Raw genomic sequence first — 14,806 nt, 5'->3', positions numbered from 1 at the left:
ATCAACACGTCTATCGGGACGCTCTGTCCCAGAGATCGACGTAATGATTTCTCGATTCGGCGACACAATGCATCCATCTCGTTTTCCAACCCAACCACTCCGATCAAGGAACCCGCAATGGCAAAAGTTCTCGTGCTCTACCACTCCATGTACGGTCATATCGAAGCCATGGCCGACGCCATCGCCGAAGGCGCCAAGAGTGTGCCCGGCGCGGAGGTGACGATCAAGCGTGTGCCCGAGACCATGCCTGCTGATGCGTTCAAGAACGCTGGCGGCAAGGCCGATCAGGCTGCACCCGTGGCCTCCCCGTCCGAGCTGGCGGAGTACGACGCGATCATCGTCGGCACCCCTACCCGCTTCGGCAACATGACCGCGCAGATGCGCAGCTTCTGGGACCAGACCGGCGGCCTCTGGGCCAAGGGCGCACTGGTCGGCAAGGTGGCGAGCGTGTTCGTCTCCACCGGCACCGGCGGCGGCCAGGAAATGACGGCCGTGACCACTTGGGCAACGCTTGCCCATCACGGCATGCTGATCGTTCCGGTGGGCTACCGCTTCCCAGAGCAGACCAACTTGACCGCTGTAAAGGGCGGCAACTCGCCCTACGGAGCCACCACCATCGCTGGCCCGGACGGCTCGCGTCAGCCCCATCCCGATGAGCTGAGCATCGCGCGCGGTCAGGGCAAGGCCGTGGCCGAGCTCGCGGTGAAATTGGCCCGGTAAGCTGATTTCATTCCGAAGCAACAACGGCTCCCTCGGGAGCCGTTTGTTTTTGTGCGCAGGCTGTTCAGACCAGCGTATCAAGCGGCCAGCGCGGCTTCACGTCGAAGGCGTATTCCACGTTGGCCTGCTCGCGCCCGGCCTGCAGGCGCATCGCGGCGGCCATGGCGATCATTGCGCCATTGTCGGTGCACAGATGCAGTTCGGGATAGTGCACGCGGATCTTGCGGCGCGCGCAGGCGTCGTTGAGTTGCTCGCGCAGCAGCTTGTTGGCCCCCACGCCACCGGCCACCACCACACGCTGCATGCCGGTCTGATCGAGCGCTGCCAGCGTCTTCTTGACCAGCACCTCGACAATCGCTGCCTGCGTGCTCGCAGCCAAGTCGGCCTTGCGCGCTTCCAGTTCATCGCCGAGCTTCTTGGCTTGCGTGAGCACCGCCGTCTTGAGACCCGCAAAAGAAAAATCCAGATTGCCCGAATGCAGCAGCGGCCTTGGCAGCTTGAAAGCCTTCGGATCGCCACCCTCGGCCAGCTTGGAGAGCACCGGGCCGCCCGGATACGGCAGGCCCATGAGCTTGGCGGACTTGTCGAAGGCCTCACCCGCTGCGTCGTCGATGGTCTCGCCCAGAATCTCGTATTCGCCGACGGCATCCACGCGCATGAGCTGCGTATGCCCGCCAGACACCAGCAGCGCCACAAACGGGAATTCAGGCGGATCGACGCTCAGGAACGGCGACAGCAGATGCCCTTCGAGGTGGTGCACGCCAAGCACCGGCTTGTCGAGCGCCGCCGCGAGCGAGCAGGCCACGCCCGCGCCCACCAGTAACGCTCCGGCCAGACCCGGGCCGCGCGTGAAGGCGACCACGTCGACATCGGTCAACGAAACGCCTGCGTCCTGCAGCACCTTCTGGGTGAGCGGCAGCGCGCGGCGGATATGGTCGCGGCTGGCCAACTCGGGGACGACACCGCCGTAGGCGCGGTGCATCTCGATCTGGCTGTGCAGCGCATGCGAAAGAAGTGTGGGCACACCCCCATCGTCCGGCACCCGCACGAGGGCTACGCCGGTTTCATCACAAGAGGATTCGAACCCCAGAATCAACGAACTCATGGAGCCTAAGTGTAGTGGCGCGCGGGATTCAAGTCGGCCAAAGGGGCAAGGCACGCCCTCACTCGTGCAGGAGTGACGCCAGCAGGACGAAGCGTCCCGCAGCGCCCGGCTTCGCTCAGGACATCGCGTTGCCGGTGATGTACTGCTCCATCTGTTCGATCAGAAATTTCTGCTGCGACATGATGTTCTTGACCAGATCACCGATGGAGATCAGCCCCACCACCTTGCCGCCGTCCACCACGGGCAGATGGCGGATGCGGTTGTTGGTCATCAGCCCCATGCAGTCCTCGACGCTGTGGTGCGGCTCGACAAAGCGCACGGCGCGGGTCATCACGTCGGAGATAGGGGTGTCGCCCGACGAGCGCCCCATCAGCACCACTTTGCGCGCGTAGTCGCGCTCGGAGAAGATGCCCTCGATGCGGCCGTTGGCGTCAAGCACCATCAACGCGCCAATGCCTTTGTCGGCCATGAGTTTCAGCGCGCTCAGAATCGTTTCGGCGGGTGAGACAGAGTACACCTGAGCTTCAGGCTTGGACTTTAGAACTTCGGCAACCGTCGTCATATCGAGCTCCCAGATCAGACAAGTGGATGAGTCATCGCTTGCTTGCGAGTGCGGTCGTTGCAGTCTTCCATTCATTCATGGCAGGCCATTGACAATGAATTAAAGATTCAACACAAAGACAGTGTTGACCAAGCCGCGCCATTGCGCAACTGGGCTTCATCCCGATCAGGGTTTACCTCTGCAACGCAATGCAACAACCCTGCCGTCGCAGGCGATTTTGCTGGCAAAAAAATAGCCGCGTCCCTTGCCGGGAGACGGCCATATTTCATGGGATCGACCGGGTCCGCTTCAAGCAGCCCGGGACAGAATCAATCAGCGGCGATTGCCCAGAAAGCTCGTGCCCATCTTGAGCAGATCGCCAATGCCGACCTGGCCGTCACCATCCTGGTCGAGCAGGCTGCCCAGCAGACCGCCACCCAGACCGCCCTGCTGCTGCACGCGCGATTTTTCCTGACCCAGCATGTTGCCCAGACCACCAGAGTCCATGCCACCTGCGCTCACGCGCTGCGCCAGGAACGCCATCACGATGGGAGCCAGCATCTGCAGCAACTGGCCACCGCCCGCGCCAAGTCCCGTCGCCTGACCCACGCCCGATTCGGCACGATCGCGATTGGCACCGAAGATGTGACCCAGAATGTCGCCACCGGCCGACGCACCGCCGCCACCCGCGCCACCACCCAGCACGCTGCCCAGCAGACCGCCCAGTCCGCCCGCACCAGCGCCACCGGCGCCAGCGCCGAGCACGGAACCCAGCAGACCGCCCAGATCGAGGCCGCCCGCGCCCATGGCCCCTTGGGCCGCAGGCAGGTGATCGCGCTCCAGCGCGCCGAACAAGGCCTCCGCACCACCCGGCTGCTGCGCGTTGTGGCCCAGTGCGCCAAACAGCATCGGCAACGCAGCACCGACAGCGTTGTCGGCATCCGCGGTACTGGTGCCCAATTGCTGGGCAATCTGCTGCAGTGGCGCACCACGCAGTTGCTCCATCAATTCGGCGGCCAGGGAAGATGTGTCATTGGTGGTCATGGACGGTCCTTCAAGAAATGAGTCCACGCAGCCGGACTGGCCACGGGGAAGCGATGTTATTCGGCGAATAGGAATCTACACAGTTGCATGTCCCTACTGATGACAAACGGACGATAGTTAACAAATCGACCCAACCGCATATTCTGCACGGGCTGGAAGTCCGTCACGGAAGCGCAGGTGAAAAAGCAATGTCACCCAAGTTGGCAGGCGGCCTACTTCAAATACCCACGAAGAACCTCGAGCACCGGCTCGAGCTCCAGCGCCGCCTCTTTGCTGTGCACCGCCACATGCTCACGCACATGGCCTTCGACGAGCTTGGACATCAGCCCCTGCGTCGCGCCACGAATCGAGGCGACCTGCTGCAGGATGGTGCCGCAGTCGTCCTCGGCATCGAGCGCGCGCTCCAACGCCGCGACCTGCCCCGCGATGCGTCGCACGCGGGCGAGCAGCGCCTTCTTGTCCGAGATGGTGTGAGACACGACAAAACACTCCTTGCGAAAGAGAAGGTAGGATAGGGGGGTACCCTATATTTCAAATACAACATGACTACCCCATTGTCGCCCCGAATGCCGCTGGCCGCCGCGCATTCGCACCAGTTCGGCACAGCCAACCCCATGGCCGAGAAGAACACGCTGCGGGCCACCCTCATCACGCTGGTCATGATGGTGGTAGAGATCACCGGTGGCTACTGGCTCAATTCGATGGCGCTGCTGGCCGATGGCTGGCACATGAGCTCGCACGCGCTGGCGTTGGGCATGGCTGTGATTGCCTACACGATGGCAAGACGCCTCGCGAGTGATGCGCGCTTCACCTTCGGTACCTGGAAGATCGAGATCCTCGGCTCGTTCAGCAGCGCGCTGCTGCTGTGCGGCGTGGCGCTGCTGATGTTCGTGCAGTCCGTCGAGCGGCTGTTCACGCCCCAGCCCATCCACTACGACGAGGCCATAGCGATTGCCGCGCTCGGCCTGCTGGTCAATCTGCTCTGCGCCTGGCTGCTCAAGGATGCGGACCATGGTCACGATCACCATCACCACCACCACGGTCATGGACATGCCCACGGACATGCTCACGACAACGACCACCGCGACATGAACCTGCGCGCGGCCTATGTGCATGTCATGGCCGACGCCGCCACCTCAGTGCTCGCCATCGTCGCGCTGCTCGGTGGCAAGCTCTGGGGCGCGCAGTGGCTGGACCCGATGATGGGTATCGTCGGCGCGGTGCTGGTCTCCGTCTGGGCATGGGGTCTGCTGCGTCAATCCGGCCGTGTGCTGCTCGACGCCGAGATGGACGCGCCCGTGGTGCAGGAAGTGCGCGACGTGATCCGGGTCGATTTCCCGCAGGCCGAGATCATTGACCTGCATGTCTGGCGCGTCTCCAAGGACAACTACGCCTGCATCGTCGCACTTTCAAGTCCCACCCCGCTCGCGGCCGAGGCGGTGCGCCGCGCGCTGTCCATCCACGAAGAACTGGTGCATGTGACCGTTGAGGTGCAGGCCACCTCGGGCATGCCGATGGCGCTAGCTTGAAAGCTCCAGCCGGAAACCCACGCCGTAGACCGAGCGGATCAGATCGGCCGCCGGGTCCACCGCCTCGAGCTTGCGCCGCAGGTTCTTGATGTGGCTGTCCACCGCGCGGTCATTTACCGAACGCGGATCGTCATGCAACCGTGCCAGCAGCTGGTCGCGCGTGAACGCATGGCCCGGTGCCGACAGCAGCACCCGCAGCAGCCGGAACTCCACCGGCGTGAGTGGCAAGAGCGCCCCCTTGTAATAAGCGCGGTAGGCCTCGACATCCATGCGGATCGGCGACTGGGCGCTCAGCCTGTCCTGCTGCCGGTCGCTCTGCACCTGCACGCGCCTCAAAATGGTGCGCACGCGCGCGATCACCTCGCGCGGGCTGAACGGGGTCTTGCAGATGTAGTCGTCCGCACCCGATTCGAGCCCGTCGAGCCGGTCCGCTTCCTCCACTCGCGCGGTGAGCATGATCACCGGCACGTCGCTGAAGCGGCGCAACTCCTGGCACAGACTCAGGCCATCGCGGCCGGGCAGCATCAGGTCCAGCAATACCAGATCGGGACGCGTGTTGCGCACCTGGTCGATGACGGCCGCGCCATCGGCAATCCAGCTCGCCTCGAAACCAGCGGCGCGCAGGTAATCCATGAGCAGCGAAGCGAGCTTGGGCTCGTCCTCGACAACCAATACGCGAGCGGTCATGGCCGATTCCGGATTCGCGGGCATCATGCGAGCGCCTCCTCATGCGCAGCGTCGTCGCGCGAGAGCGGCAGGCGCACCGTCATCAGCAGCCCCCCCAGGGGCGAGTGCCGCGCCTCGATCTCACCGTCATGCGCTTCGATGATGCGGCTGCAGATCGCCAGGCCCAGCCCCGCACCGCCACTGGCACGACTGCGCGAGCCTTCGACACGGTAAAAGCGGTCGAAGATGCGCGCGAGATGCTCGGCATCAACGCCGGGCGCGGAGTCGCTGAAGCGCAGTACCGCCTGGTCCACACGGGCCCCGACGGTGATCACCAGCGCTCCGCCCCGGTCGGTGTAGCGCAGCGCATTTTCGAGCAGGTTGCAGATCAGCTGCTTGAGCCGCCGCGCATCGCCCTGCACCACCAACTCCTTGGCATTGAAATGCACATCAAGCGCAATACCCGCATCGGCCAATCGCTGCTCGTACGCGGGCACCACGGCGCGCAGCAGCTCCACCAGATCGAGCGGCGTGTGCTGAAAGGTCATCGCGCCCGCCTCGGCGAGCGACAGGTCATACAGATCGTTGACCAGCTTGTTGAGCGTCGCGACCTCAGCCTGCAGCGACTGGATCGACTCGCGGGAGAGTGGGCGCACGCCGTCCTCCATGGCTTCGAGTTCGCCGTGCAGAATGCCAAGCGGCGTGCGCAGTTCGTGCGACAGATCCGCCATGAAGTCGCGCCGCATGCCCTCGTTGCGCTCCATCACGCGCGCCATGTGATTGAAGTCCGAAGCGAGCTGTCCAACCTCGTCGCGCGGCCCGTTCGATTCTTTGGCATCGACGCGGATCGAATAGTCGCCAGCCGCGAGCCGCCGCGTCGCCTTGGCCATCTCACGCAGCGGCTTGAGCAGCATGCGCGCCACCCATAGCGCGACCAACGCCGCCATCAACACCGAGACTGCGCCCATGGTCCAGCTGGCGCGAAACTGGTTGCGCTCGAAGCGCACATCGCCTGCGGCCGTCACGCTTTGGAACGGCAGAGTGACAACATAACCGACGGTCTTTCCATCCACCTCCAGTGGCTCGAGTTTCCCCTTGCCACGCGTGTCGGAAAAGCCGACGACGAAATTCCCGTCGGCATCGAGCAAGGTGGTGCGCAACAGTACGCCCGTGAGTTCGGCGAGTGGCGGAGACGGATGCTCTGCGTGGTGATGCCCCTGCGCATCAACCTGTGGGGCGACATGAGGATCGACGGTGGGCAGGGGCCGCAGCAGGCTGAACCAGCGCCGACGCTCGCCGCGCAGAAAATCCCAGCTGCTGCCATTTTCCTTGTAGGCCTCGATGATGCGTGGGCGCGCGGCCTCCAGCCGCAGCGCTTCCTGCTCGTTCAGATAGCCGATGAAGCCGCGGTTGAAGCTCCATTGCGCAGCCAGCGCCATCGCCACGACAACGCAAACCGCTGTGAACAACACTGCCAGAAACAGCTTGGCAGTGATGCCCGGCGCAAACCGGCTGAAGGAAACTTTGGTCAGAAAACCTACCCCAATGGGACCAAGGGCTCTCGCAGGAGCGCCCCAGCCATGAAAACTGGCCATTAAACATCAATCTTTTGGATCACCCCATCAACGGGTTTCTCGCTACGTGAACAGCTGTTCCAAAGCCCGAGAATGTCGCAGCCCCCGTTTGACTCCAAGGTTTCTCCCATTTTGGCGTTCACAATGAACGCTTACACGTGATTTGCGCCTTTCCATGAATTCAGCAGCTCCAGTCAAAACCGCCCGAAACGCAGCCCGTTGCGAGCACCCTCACAGCCCAACCGCATGGATTGGTGCGCAAAGTTCCGGTATTTCACGTCTTCTGCTGATTTCCAGCTGCGTGCTCGCGCTTGCCGCCTGCTCCGACAAGAACGCCAAGACCGCAGCACCAGCAGGGCCCGCCGAAGTCGGCGTCTTCACCGTAAATCCCGAACGCCAAGTGGTCACCAACGAGTTGCCCGGCCGCACGAGCGCATTCCTCACTGCAGAAATCCGTCCCCAGGTCGGTGGCATTCTGCAAAAGCGCTTGTTCACCGAGGGCGCGACGGTCAAGTCCGGTCAGGTGCTCTACCAGATCGATCCGGCCACCTATTCCGTCGCAGTTCAAAGCGCCGAAGCCGCGCTCTCCAAAGCCCGCGCCTCTTTGGGTACGGCACAGACCAATGCCAAGCGCAATGCCGAACTTGTCAAAATCGATGCGGTGAGTCGTCAAGTGCATGACGACAGCCAGGCCGCCGTGCTGCAGGCCCAGTCGGACGTGGCCGTGGCCACCGCCAATGTGGAGACCGCGCGCATCAACGTCGGCTACACCCAGATCAAGTCGCCGATTGCCGGGCGTACGACAACCTCGTCGGTCACCCCCGGCGCGCTGGTCACAGCCAACCAGACCAATGTGCTGACCACGGTCTCACAGATCGATCCGCTGTATGTGGACTTCACCCAGTCGAGTGGCGAGGTGCTGGCACTCAAGAACGCCCTGTCGTCCGGCCGCCTGCAAGGCACTGGAAAGGACGAAGCGCGCATCAACATCAAGCTCGACGACGGCAGCGACTACGCCCACCCCGGCCGTCTGCAGTTCAGCGGCGTGAACGTGAACCCGACCACCGGAGCCATCACCCTGCGCGCCATCGTGCCAAACCCCGATGGGCTGCTGATGCCCGGCATGTATGTGCGCGGCATGCTCCAGAACGGCGTGAACGAAAGCGCCCTACTCGCGCCGCAGCAGGCCGTCACGCGCGACCCGGCCGGCAACGCGAGCGTGCTGGTGGTGGGTGCCGAGAACAAGCTTGAGCGCCGCCGCATCGTCACCGGCGCGGCCGTGGGCAGCCGCTGGGAAGTGGTCTCGGGCCTCAAGGCCGGCGACTCGATTCTGGTCGACGGCACGCTGCGCGTAAAGGAAGGCGACAAGGTCAAGCCCGTGCCGTGGACACCGCGTAGCGCCAACAAGGCCGTGACGGGAGATGACGACAGCACCCCTGCAACGACGGCACCAGCTCAACCGGCGCAATCCGCCAGCGCCGCTGCATCGCGTTGAGAGACTGATTCACCATGGCTCAGTTCTTCATCAACCGCCCCGTTTTCGCGTGGGTGCTCTCCATCGTCATCATGCTTGCGGGCGCAATGTCCATCTGGACGCTGCCTCTTGAGCAATACCCCGACATCGCGCCACCGCGCGTGACGCTCAACACCATCTACACCGGCGCCAGCGCCGAGACGGTAGAAAACTCGGTCACTCAAGTGATTGAGCAGCAGCTCAAGGGCCTCGACAACCTGCTCTACATGAGCTCGATCAGCGACTCCGCAGGCCGCTCGCGCACCACCCTCACCTTTGCTCCCGGCACGAACATCGATGTGGCGCAGGTGCAGGCGCAGAACAAGCTGCAGGGCGCCGTCAACCGCCTGCCTGATTCGGTCAAGAGCCGGGGCGTATTCGTCAACAAGGGCGGCAACGACTATCTCGTCACCTACGTGTTCACCTCGCCCGATCCCAGCGTCACGCAGGTGCGCATCGGTGACTACCTGACCAGCAACGTGGTGGACGTGATCGCCCGCGTGGACGGTGTCGGCGACGTGACCGTGTTCGGCACCAACTACGCGATGCGCATCTGGATGGACCCGGCGCTGATGGAAAAGTACGCGCTGATGCCCTCCGATCTGGTCACCGCGCTCAACAACCAGAACGTCCAGGTCTCGGCCGGTCAGCTTGGCCAGTTGCCCGCCGTGAAGGGCCAGATGCTGAACGCGACGATCACCGCGCGCTCCAAGCTGCAGACCATTGATGAGTTCAAGGACATCGTGCTCAAGTCCGCACAAGACGGCTCGGTCGTGACCATGGCCGACGTGGCCCGCGTCACGCTCGAAGGTGACAACCTCACGGTGAAATCCATCCTCAACGGCCAGCCCGGCGCGGGTATGGGCATCGTGCTGGCCGACGGCGCGAACGCCATGAAGGTGGCCGAAGACGTACAGAAGAAGCTCGATGAGCTTTCCTACTATTTCCCCGACGGCATCACCGGCGTGATCAGCTCGGACAGCACGCCGTTCGTGCGCGCCTCCATCGAAGAAGTGGTCAAAACCCTGGCCGAAGCCATGGTGCTCGTGACGCTGGTGATGTTCGTCTTCCTGCAGAACTTCCGCGCCACGCTGATCCCCGCGATTGCTGTGCCGGTCGTGCTGCTGGGCACCTTCGGGGTGCTGTCGATCATGGGTTATTCGATCAACATGCTGACCATGTTCGCAATGGTGCTGGCCATCGGTCTGCTGGTGGACGATGCCATCGTGGTGGTCGAAAACGTTGAACGCGTGATGAGCGAGGAAGGCCTCGGTCCCAAGGAAGCCACGCAGAAATCGATGGCTGAAATCACGCCTGCGCTGGTCGGCATCGGCCTCACGCTTTCGGCTGTGTTCATTCCGATGGCCTTCTTTGCGGGCTCGGTCGGCGTGATCTACCGCCAATTCTCGGTCACCATCGTGGCCGCGATGGCGCTGTCGGTGTTCGTGGCGCTGACGCTCACCCCCGCGCTCTGCGCCACCCTGCTCAAGCCGATGGCGCACGGCCACCATGACCGCCCGATCCGGCGCGGCCCGCTCGGCTGGATCGACCGGTTCTTCCGCAGCTTCAACCACCACTTCGACACCAAGGCCAACTGGTACCAGAGCTCGGTGGGCAAGCTGCTGAGCCGCTCAGCCCGCATGATGGTGATCTTCCTCGTGCTGGTCGCCGTCGTGGCCTGGCTGTTCCATCGCCTGCCGACCTCGTTCCTGCCCGACGAAGACCAGGGCTTTGTCTCCGCCAGCATCACACTGCCCTCCGGTGCGACCGATGCGCGCCTGCAGGACGTGATGGACGAAATGACCGACTATTTCCGCGCGATTCCCGAAGTCGACCGCGTGAACGCGATCTCGGGCCTGAACGGCAACCAGAACTCGGGCAATATGTTCGTTCGCCTGAAGCCTTGGGACGAGCGACCGCTCGCAAGCCAGTCGGCTGCGGCCATCGCCAACAAGGCCACCAAGGACCTGCGCAAGATCCGCGACGCCCGCATCTTCGTGATGCTGCCGCCCGCCGTGCGCGGTCTGGGTTCAAGCTCCGGCATCAACTTCATGCTCAAGGACTTGAACGGCCTCGGCCATGACGAGCTGATCAAGGCCAGGGACACCATGGTCAACGAAGCGCGCAACATGCCTGCGCTCTTGAACATGCGCACCTCGAACTTCGACGACACGTCCGAGCTCAAGGTCGACATCGACGACCGCAAGGCCGCCGCGCTCGGACTCTCGATGACCGACATCAACAGCGTGCTCTCCAGCGCGCTGGGCGGCAACTACGTCAACGACTTCATCCACTTCGGCCGTGTCAAACGCGTCTACATCCAGGCCGATGCGCCCTACCGCATGCTGCCCCAGGACATCCTGCAATGGTCGGTGCGCAACAAGAACGGCGAGATGGTGCGCTTCTCGTCGTTCGCCAGCACTTCGTGGACCAGCGGCTCGCCGCAGCTCATGCGCTACAACGGCAGCCCCGCACTGGAAATGCTGGCCAACACGCCGCAGGGCGTGAGCTCGGGCGATGCGATGAAGGCGGTCGAGGCCATCATGCAGAAAATGCCATCGGGCATCGGCCTTGAGTGGACTGGCGCGTCGCTGCAAGAGCGCCAGTCGGGCTCGCAGGCACCGCTTTTGTATGCCGTCTCGATTCTGTTTGTGTTCCTCTGCCTAGCGGCGCTGTATGAAAGCTGGAGCGTGCCGTTCTCGGTGATGCTGGCCGTGCCGCTCGGCGTGATCGGCGCTCTGCTCGCGACCTACACGCGCGGCATGTCCAACGACGTGTACTTCCAGGTCGGTCTGCTCACCACCGTGGGCCTCGCGTCGAAGAATGCGATTCTGATCGTCGAATTCGCAGTGCAGCTGCAGGAGCGCGGCATCAAGATCATCGACGCCACGTTGCAGGCCGTGCGCATGCGCCTGCGCCCGATTCTGATGACCTCTCTGGCCTTCGGCTTCGGCGTGCTGCCGCTGGCGATCGGCACCGGCGCGGGCGCGGGTGGACGTCAGGCCATCGGCACGGCCGTGCTCGGGGGCATGATTTTCTCCACCCTGCTGGGCATCTTCTTCGTTCCGGTGTTCTTCCTCGTGGTCCGCAACCTGTTCGCACGCAACAAAGCCAAGGCAGCGCCCGCCGCAGCCCCGAACGACGCACCGCATACCGCACCATGATGATGGAATCGAATCTCTTGTCTTCCCTGTTTCCCCGCTGGCGGTCCGCGGTCGTTCTCAGTGCTCCGCTGATGCTCTCGGCCTGCATGTCGCTCGCGCCTGAATACCAACAGCCGCCCCTGCCCGTGCAGGACACCCTCGAGCATGCCAAATCGACGGCCGCGCTCTCGCCCGACCAAGAAGCCGCCGTGCGCATCGACGAGCACAACGGCCCGATGGCCTGGCAGGACTTCATCGCAGAGCCGCGCCTGCGCGAGCTGATCCGTCAGGCGCTGGACAACAACCGCGACCTGCGCGTGGCCATCCTCGCCATCGAGAAGGCGCGTGCGCAATACGGTATCGAGCGCGCGGGTCTGTTCCCCTCGGTCGCCGCCACCGGCGTGGGCAACCGTACCCGCACGGCGGACGATCTGACCACCGCCGGCCGCGCGAACACCACCGGGCAATACAGCGCGCAGCTCGGTTTCAGCAGCTACGAGATCGACTTCTTCGGCCGCGTGCGCAACCTCAACGAGGTCGCACTGCAGGAGTTTCTGCGCACCGGCGACAGCCGCCGCAGCGTACAGCTCAGCCTGATCGCCGAAATCTCCAACGCCTGGCTCACGCTCGACGCCGACGCGCGCCGACTGGCCCTGGCGCGCGAGACGCTGCGCACCCGCCTCGAATCGCTGCAGCTCACCGAGCGCAGCTACGAACTCGGTGCGGCCAACGGCCTCACGCTCGCGCAGACCCGCAGCACGGTGGATTCAGCACGCGTCGATGTCGGCACATACACCTCACAGCTCGCACGCGACCGCAACGCGCTCGCCCTGCTCGTCGGCGATTCGGTGCATGAATCGCTGCTGCCCGCCAGCGTCAGCATCGCCAAGGCCGTCAAGACGCAGCCCGCGCCACTCGGCACCGGCCCACGGACCTCGGAACGGCTGTCCTCCGTGCAGGTGATGCTGCCCGAACCGGTTGCAGCGCTGCTCTCTGTGCCGCAGGAGTTGCCGTCGTCCGTGCTGCTGCAGCGCCCCGATGTGCAGGCCTCGGAGCGCACGCTGCGCGGCACTTACGCCAACATCGGCGCGGCGCGCGCCGCGTTCTTCCCGTCGATCACGCTGACCTCATCCATTGGCGTGGGAAGCAATGCGCTGTCCAGCCTGTTCGATGGCGGCAACGGCACCTGGTCGTTCATCCCGCAGATCCGTTTGCCGATCTTCGACGCAGGGAAGAACCGCGCCAGCCTGCGCGTGGCCGAGGTCGCGCGCGACACTGCCGTCGCGCAGTACGAGAAAACCGTGCAGACCTCTTTCCGCGAAGTGGCGGACGCGCTGGCCGACCGTTCGACGCTAGACGGCCGCATCGCCGCGCAGGGCTCAATGGTGGACGCAACGAAAAAGGCGCTAGAACTCTCGGACGCCCGCTACCGCCTCGGCGCCGACAACTACCTCTCGGTGCTCGATGCCCAGCGCTCGCTCTACACCGCGCAGCAGACCCAGATCACCTTGCAACTGGCCGAACAGGTCAATCGCATCACGATCTACAAGACGCTGGGCGGGCAGTGGCGTGACGACGTCATGTCGGAAGCCAACGCCACGGAGTGATTCAGCGAGTGATTGCCCGCTGGACGATCACACGCGGAACAGCATCGCCGCCGCGTTCGCTTCAATCGCGAGGCCTTGGCCCACGGGCCCGAGACGTTCGGCCGTCTTGGCTTTCACATTGACCTGATCGACGCGCAGGTCCAGCGTCTTCGCGATCACCGCGCACATCGCCCCGATGTGCGGCGCGAGCTTGGGGGCCTGGGCGATCACGGTGCTGTCGATGTTGCCGATCTCGTAGCCTTCGGCGCGCACACGGCGCGCGGCCTCGGCGAGCAGCACATCGGACTTGGCGCCCTTGAACTGCGGATCGGTATCCGGGAAATGCCGCCCAATGTCGCCCAACGCAGCCGCGCCGAGCAGCGCATCGGTGATCGCGTGCAGCAGCACATCGGCATCCGAATGGCCCAGCAACCCGAGCGTGTGGGGAATCTCCACGCCGCCGATGATCAGCTTGCGGCCCGGCACCAGCGCGTGCACATCCCAACCTTCGCCGATGCGGAACGGGGGAAACTTCATGTCTTGGGAACTCATGTCTCGCTTTTCTCGCTATACATCGGACGACTCACCGGACGGTGGGCACGCTGCCAGAAGATGGCTTCGGCCAGCGCAAAATCCTGCGGGTAGGTGACCTTGAAATTCTGCGCACTGCCCGGCACGAGCAATGGCCTGTGGCCCGCCGCCTCCATGGCACTGGCCTCGTCGGTGATGCCCGCGAAGTCCTGCGCCGCGCGGGCCTCGAGCGCGTCGTGCAGCAGCCCCGCGCGGAACATCTGCGGGGTCTGCGCGAGCCACTTGTCGGCGCGTTCGATGGTCGCCGCGCTGCGGCCATCGACGGCGAGCTTGAGCGTGTCGGGCAGCGGCAGCGCAAGCAGGCCGCCCACCGCATCAGGCAGACACGCGTCGATGAGCGCATCGATCTCGGCGGGAGTGATCAGGCAGCGCGCGGCGTCGTGCACCAGCACCCAGTCGTCGCGCGTGGCAGTCTGGCCTGCGAGCAGAAATCGCAGTCCGTTGAACACGCTGGACGCGCGCGTCGGCCCACCGCCGTCGATCACGTTCCATGTCGCACCGGCCTTGCGCAGCGTGCCGTCACCCGGCGTGACGACCACATGCACACCCGCGATGCGCGGCACCGCCGCAAACGCGGCCAGTGTGTGCTCGACCAGCATTTTTCCGGCCAGCGGCTCATATTGTTTGGGCTGTGCCGTGCCCGCACGCGCACCGACTCCGGCGCATGGCAGCAGCGCAAAGCAGCGCGCGCTGGCGGCGTTACTTGCTTGTTGTGCTTCGTTCGAATTCATGTTGCCCGGATTGTAGACAGCGGACTACCTGTTCTGCCGAAGTCACTACCCAGCATACGAAAT

At 64.1% G+C, this 14,806-nt stretch carries 13 protein-coding genes; 5 read left to right on the top strand and 8 right to left on the bottom strand.

The features are described 5' to 3' along the window. Nucleotides 1-117: 117 nt before the first annotated feature. Nucleotides 118-720, top strand: coding sequence for an NAD(P)H:quinone oxidoreductase (gene wrbA, locus G7047_RS03790; RefSeq protein WP_166300938.1), 603 nt, complete (start codon nucleotides 118-120; stop codon nucleotides 718-720). Nucleotides 721-784: 64 nt separating this feature from the next. Here the strand turns inward: wrbA and tsaD are convergent, their stop codons facing one another. From tsaD to G7047_RS03770, 4 genes are all read right to left on the bottom strand, one after another. Beyond that, on the bottom strand, nucleotides 785-1,825 hold the full coding sequence (gene tsaD, locus G7047_RS03785) for a tRNA (adenosine(37)-N6)-threonylcarbamoyltransferase complex transferase subunit TsaD (RefSeq protein WP_166300935.1): 1,041 nt from the start codon (nucleotides 1,823-1,825) through the stop codon (nucleotides 785-787). A gap of 115 nt (nucleotides 1,826-1,940) precedes the next feature. Continuing rightward, a complete protein-coding gene (locus G7047_RS03780; protein WP_166300932.1) occupies nucleotides 1,941-2,387 on the bottom strand; it encodes a CBS domain-containing protein in 447 nt (148 codons plus the stop codon). A 312-nt stretch (nucleotides 2,388-2,699) separates the two neighbouring features. Then, nucleotides 2,700-3,410: a DUF937 domain-containing protein gene (locus tag G7047_RS03775; protein ID WP_166300929.1), complete on the bottom strand. Its 711-nt coding sequence runs from the start codon at nucleotides 3,408-3,410 to the stop codon at nucleotides 2,700-2,702. A gap of 212 nt (nucleotides 3,411-3,622) precedes the next feature. Further along, nucleotides 3,623-3,889 (bottom strand): metal/formaldehyde-sensitive transcriptional repressor, encoded by a 267-nt coding sequence (locus G7047_RS03770; protein ID WP_166300925.1) that lies wholly within the window; start codon nucleotides 3,887-3,889, stop codon nucleotides 3,623-3,625. A gap of 63 nt (nucleotides 3,890-3,952) precedes the next feature. Between G7047_RS03770 and dmeF the strand changes: the two genes are divergently transcribed. Next, on the top strand, nucleotides 3,953-4,939 hold the full coding sequence (gene dmeF, locus G7047_RS03765) for a CDF family Co(II)/Ni(II) efflux transporter DmeF (RefSeq protein ID WP_305793618.1): 987 nt from the start codon (nucleotides 3,953-3,955) through the stop codon (nucleotides 4,937-4,939). On the opposite strand, the gene G7047_RS03760 is transcribed toward dmeF, so the two are convergent. Then, complete coding sequence (locus G7047_RS03760) at nucleotides 4,931-5,653, bottom strand: response regulator (RefSeq protein WP_240939361.1); 723 nt, start codon at nucleotides 5,651-5,653, stop codon at nucleotides 4,931-4,933. The two genes, dmeF and G7047_RS03760, sit on opposite strands and share 9 nt — an antisense overlap. Further along, entirely contained in the window at nucleotides 5,650-7,200 is a 1,551-nt protein-coding gene (locus G7047_RS03755; RefSeq protein ID WP_166300922.1) for an ATP-binding protein, read from the bottom strand. Before G7047_RS03755 ends, G7047_RS03760 begins: the two co-directional genes overlap by 4 nt. A gap of 154 nt (nucleotides 7,201-7,354) precedes the next feature. On the opposite strand from G7047_RS03755, the gene G7047_RS03750 reads away from it, so the two are divergent. Genes G7047_RS03750 through G7047_RS03740 form a run of 3 tightly spaced genes read left to right on the top strand, consistent with a single transcriptional unit; the run spans nucleotide 7,355 to nucleotide 13,442 of the window. Continuing rightward, nucleotides 7,355-8,674 (top strand): efflux RND transporter periplasmic adaptor subunit, encoded by a 1,320-nt coding sequence (locus G7047_RS03750; RefSeq protein WP_166300919.1) that lies wholly within the window; start codon nucleotides 7,355-7,357, stop codon nucleotides 8,672-8,674. 14 nt (nucleotides 8,675-8,688) lie between these two features. Then, nucleotides 8,689-11,856 (top strand): efflux RND transporter permease subunit, encoded by a 3,168-nt coding sequence (locus G7047_RS03745; protein ID WP_166300916.1) that lies wholly within the window; start codon nucleotides 8,689-8,691, stop codon nucleotides 11,854-11,856. Further along, the gene (locus tag G7047_RS03740) at nucleotides 11,856-13,442 is read left to right on the top strand and encodes an efflux transporter outer membrane subunit (protein ID WP_371813878.1); all 1,587 of its coding nucleotides are present in this window, start codon (nucleotides 11,856-11,858) and stop codon (nucleotides 13,440-13,442) included. Before G7047_RS03745 ends, G7047_RS03740 begins: the two co-directional genes overlap by 1 nt. A 27-nt stretch (nucleotides 13,443-13,469) precedes the next feature. Here the strand turns inward: G7047_RS03740 and ispF are convergent, their stop codons facing one another. Both ispF and ispD read right to left on the bottom strand, forming a co-directional pair. Next, a complete protein-coding gene (ispF, locus tag G7047_RS03735) occupies nucleotides 13,470-13,958 on the bottom strand; it encodes a 2-C-methyl-D-erythritol 2,4-cyclodiphosphate synthase (RefSeq protein WP_166311858.1) in 489 nt (162 codons plus the stop codon). Between the two features lie 11 nt (nucleotides 13,959-13,969). Further along, nucleotides 13,970-14,743, bottom strand: coding sequence for a 2-C-methyl-D-erythritol 4-phosphate cytidylyltransferase (gene ispD, locus G7047_RS03730; protein ID WP_166300913.1), 774 nt, complete (start codon nucleotides 14,741-14,743; stop codon nucleotides 13,970-13,972). Between the last annotated feature and the right edge of the window lie 63 nt (nucleotides 14,744-14,806).

The organism is Diaphorobacter sp. HDW4A (genome assembly GCF_011305995.1).
Classification (GTDB): domain Bacteria; phylum Pseudomonadota; class Gammaproteobacteria; order Burkholderiales; family Burkholderiaceae_C; genus Diaphorobacter_A.
Note: the sequence above shows the minus strand (reverse complement) of the source record. Positions and strands in the feature narration are given on the sequence as shown.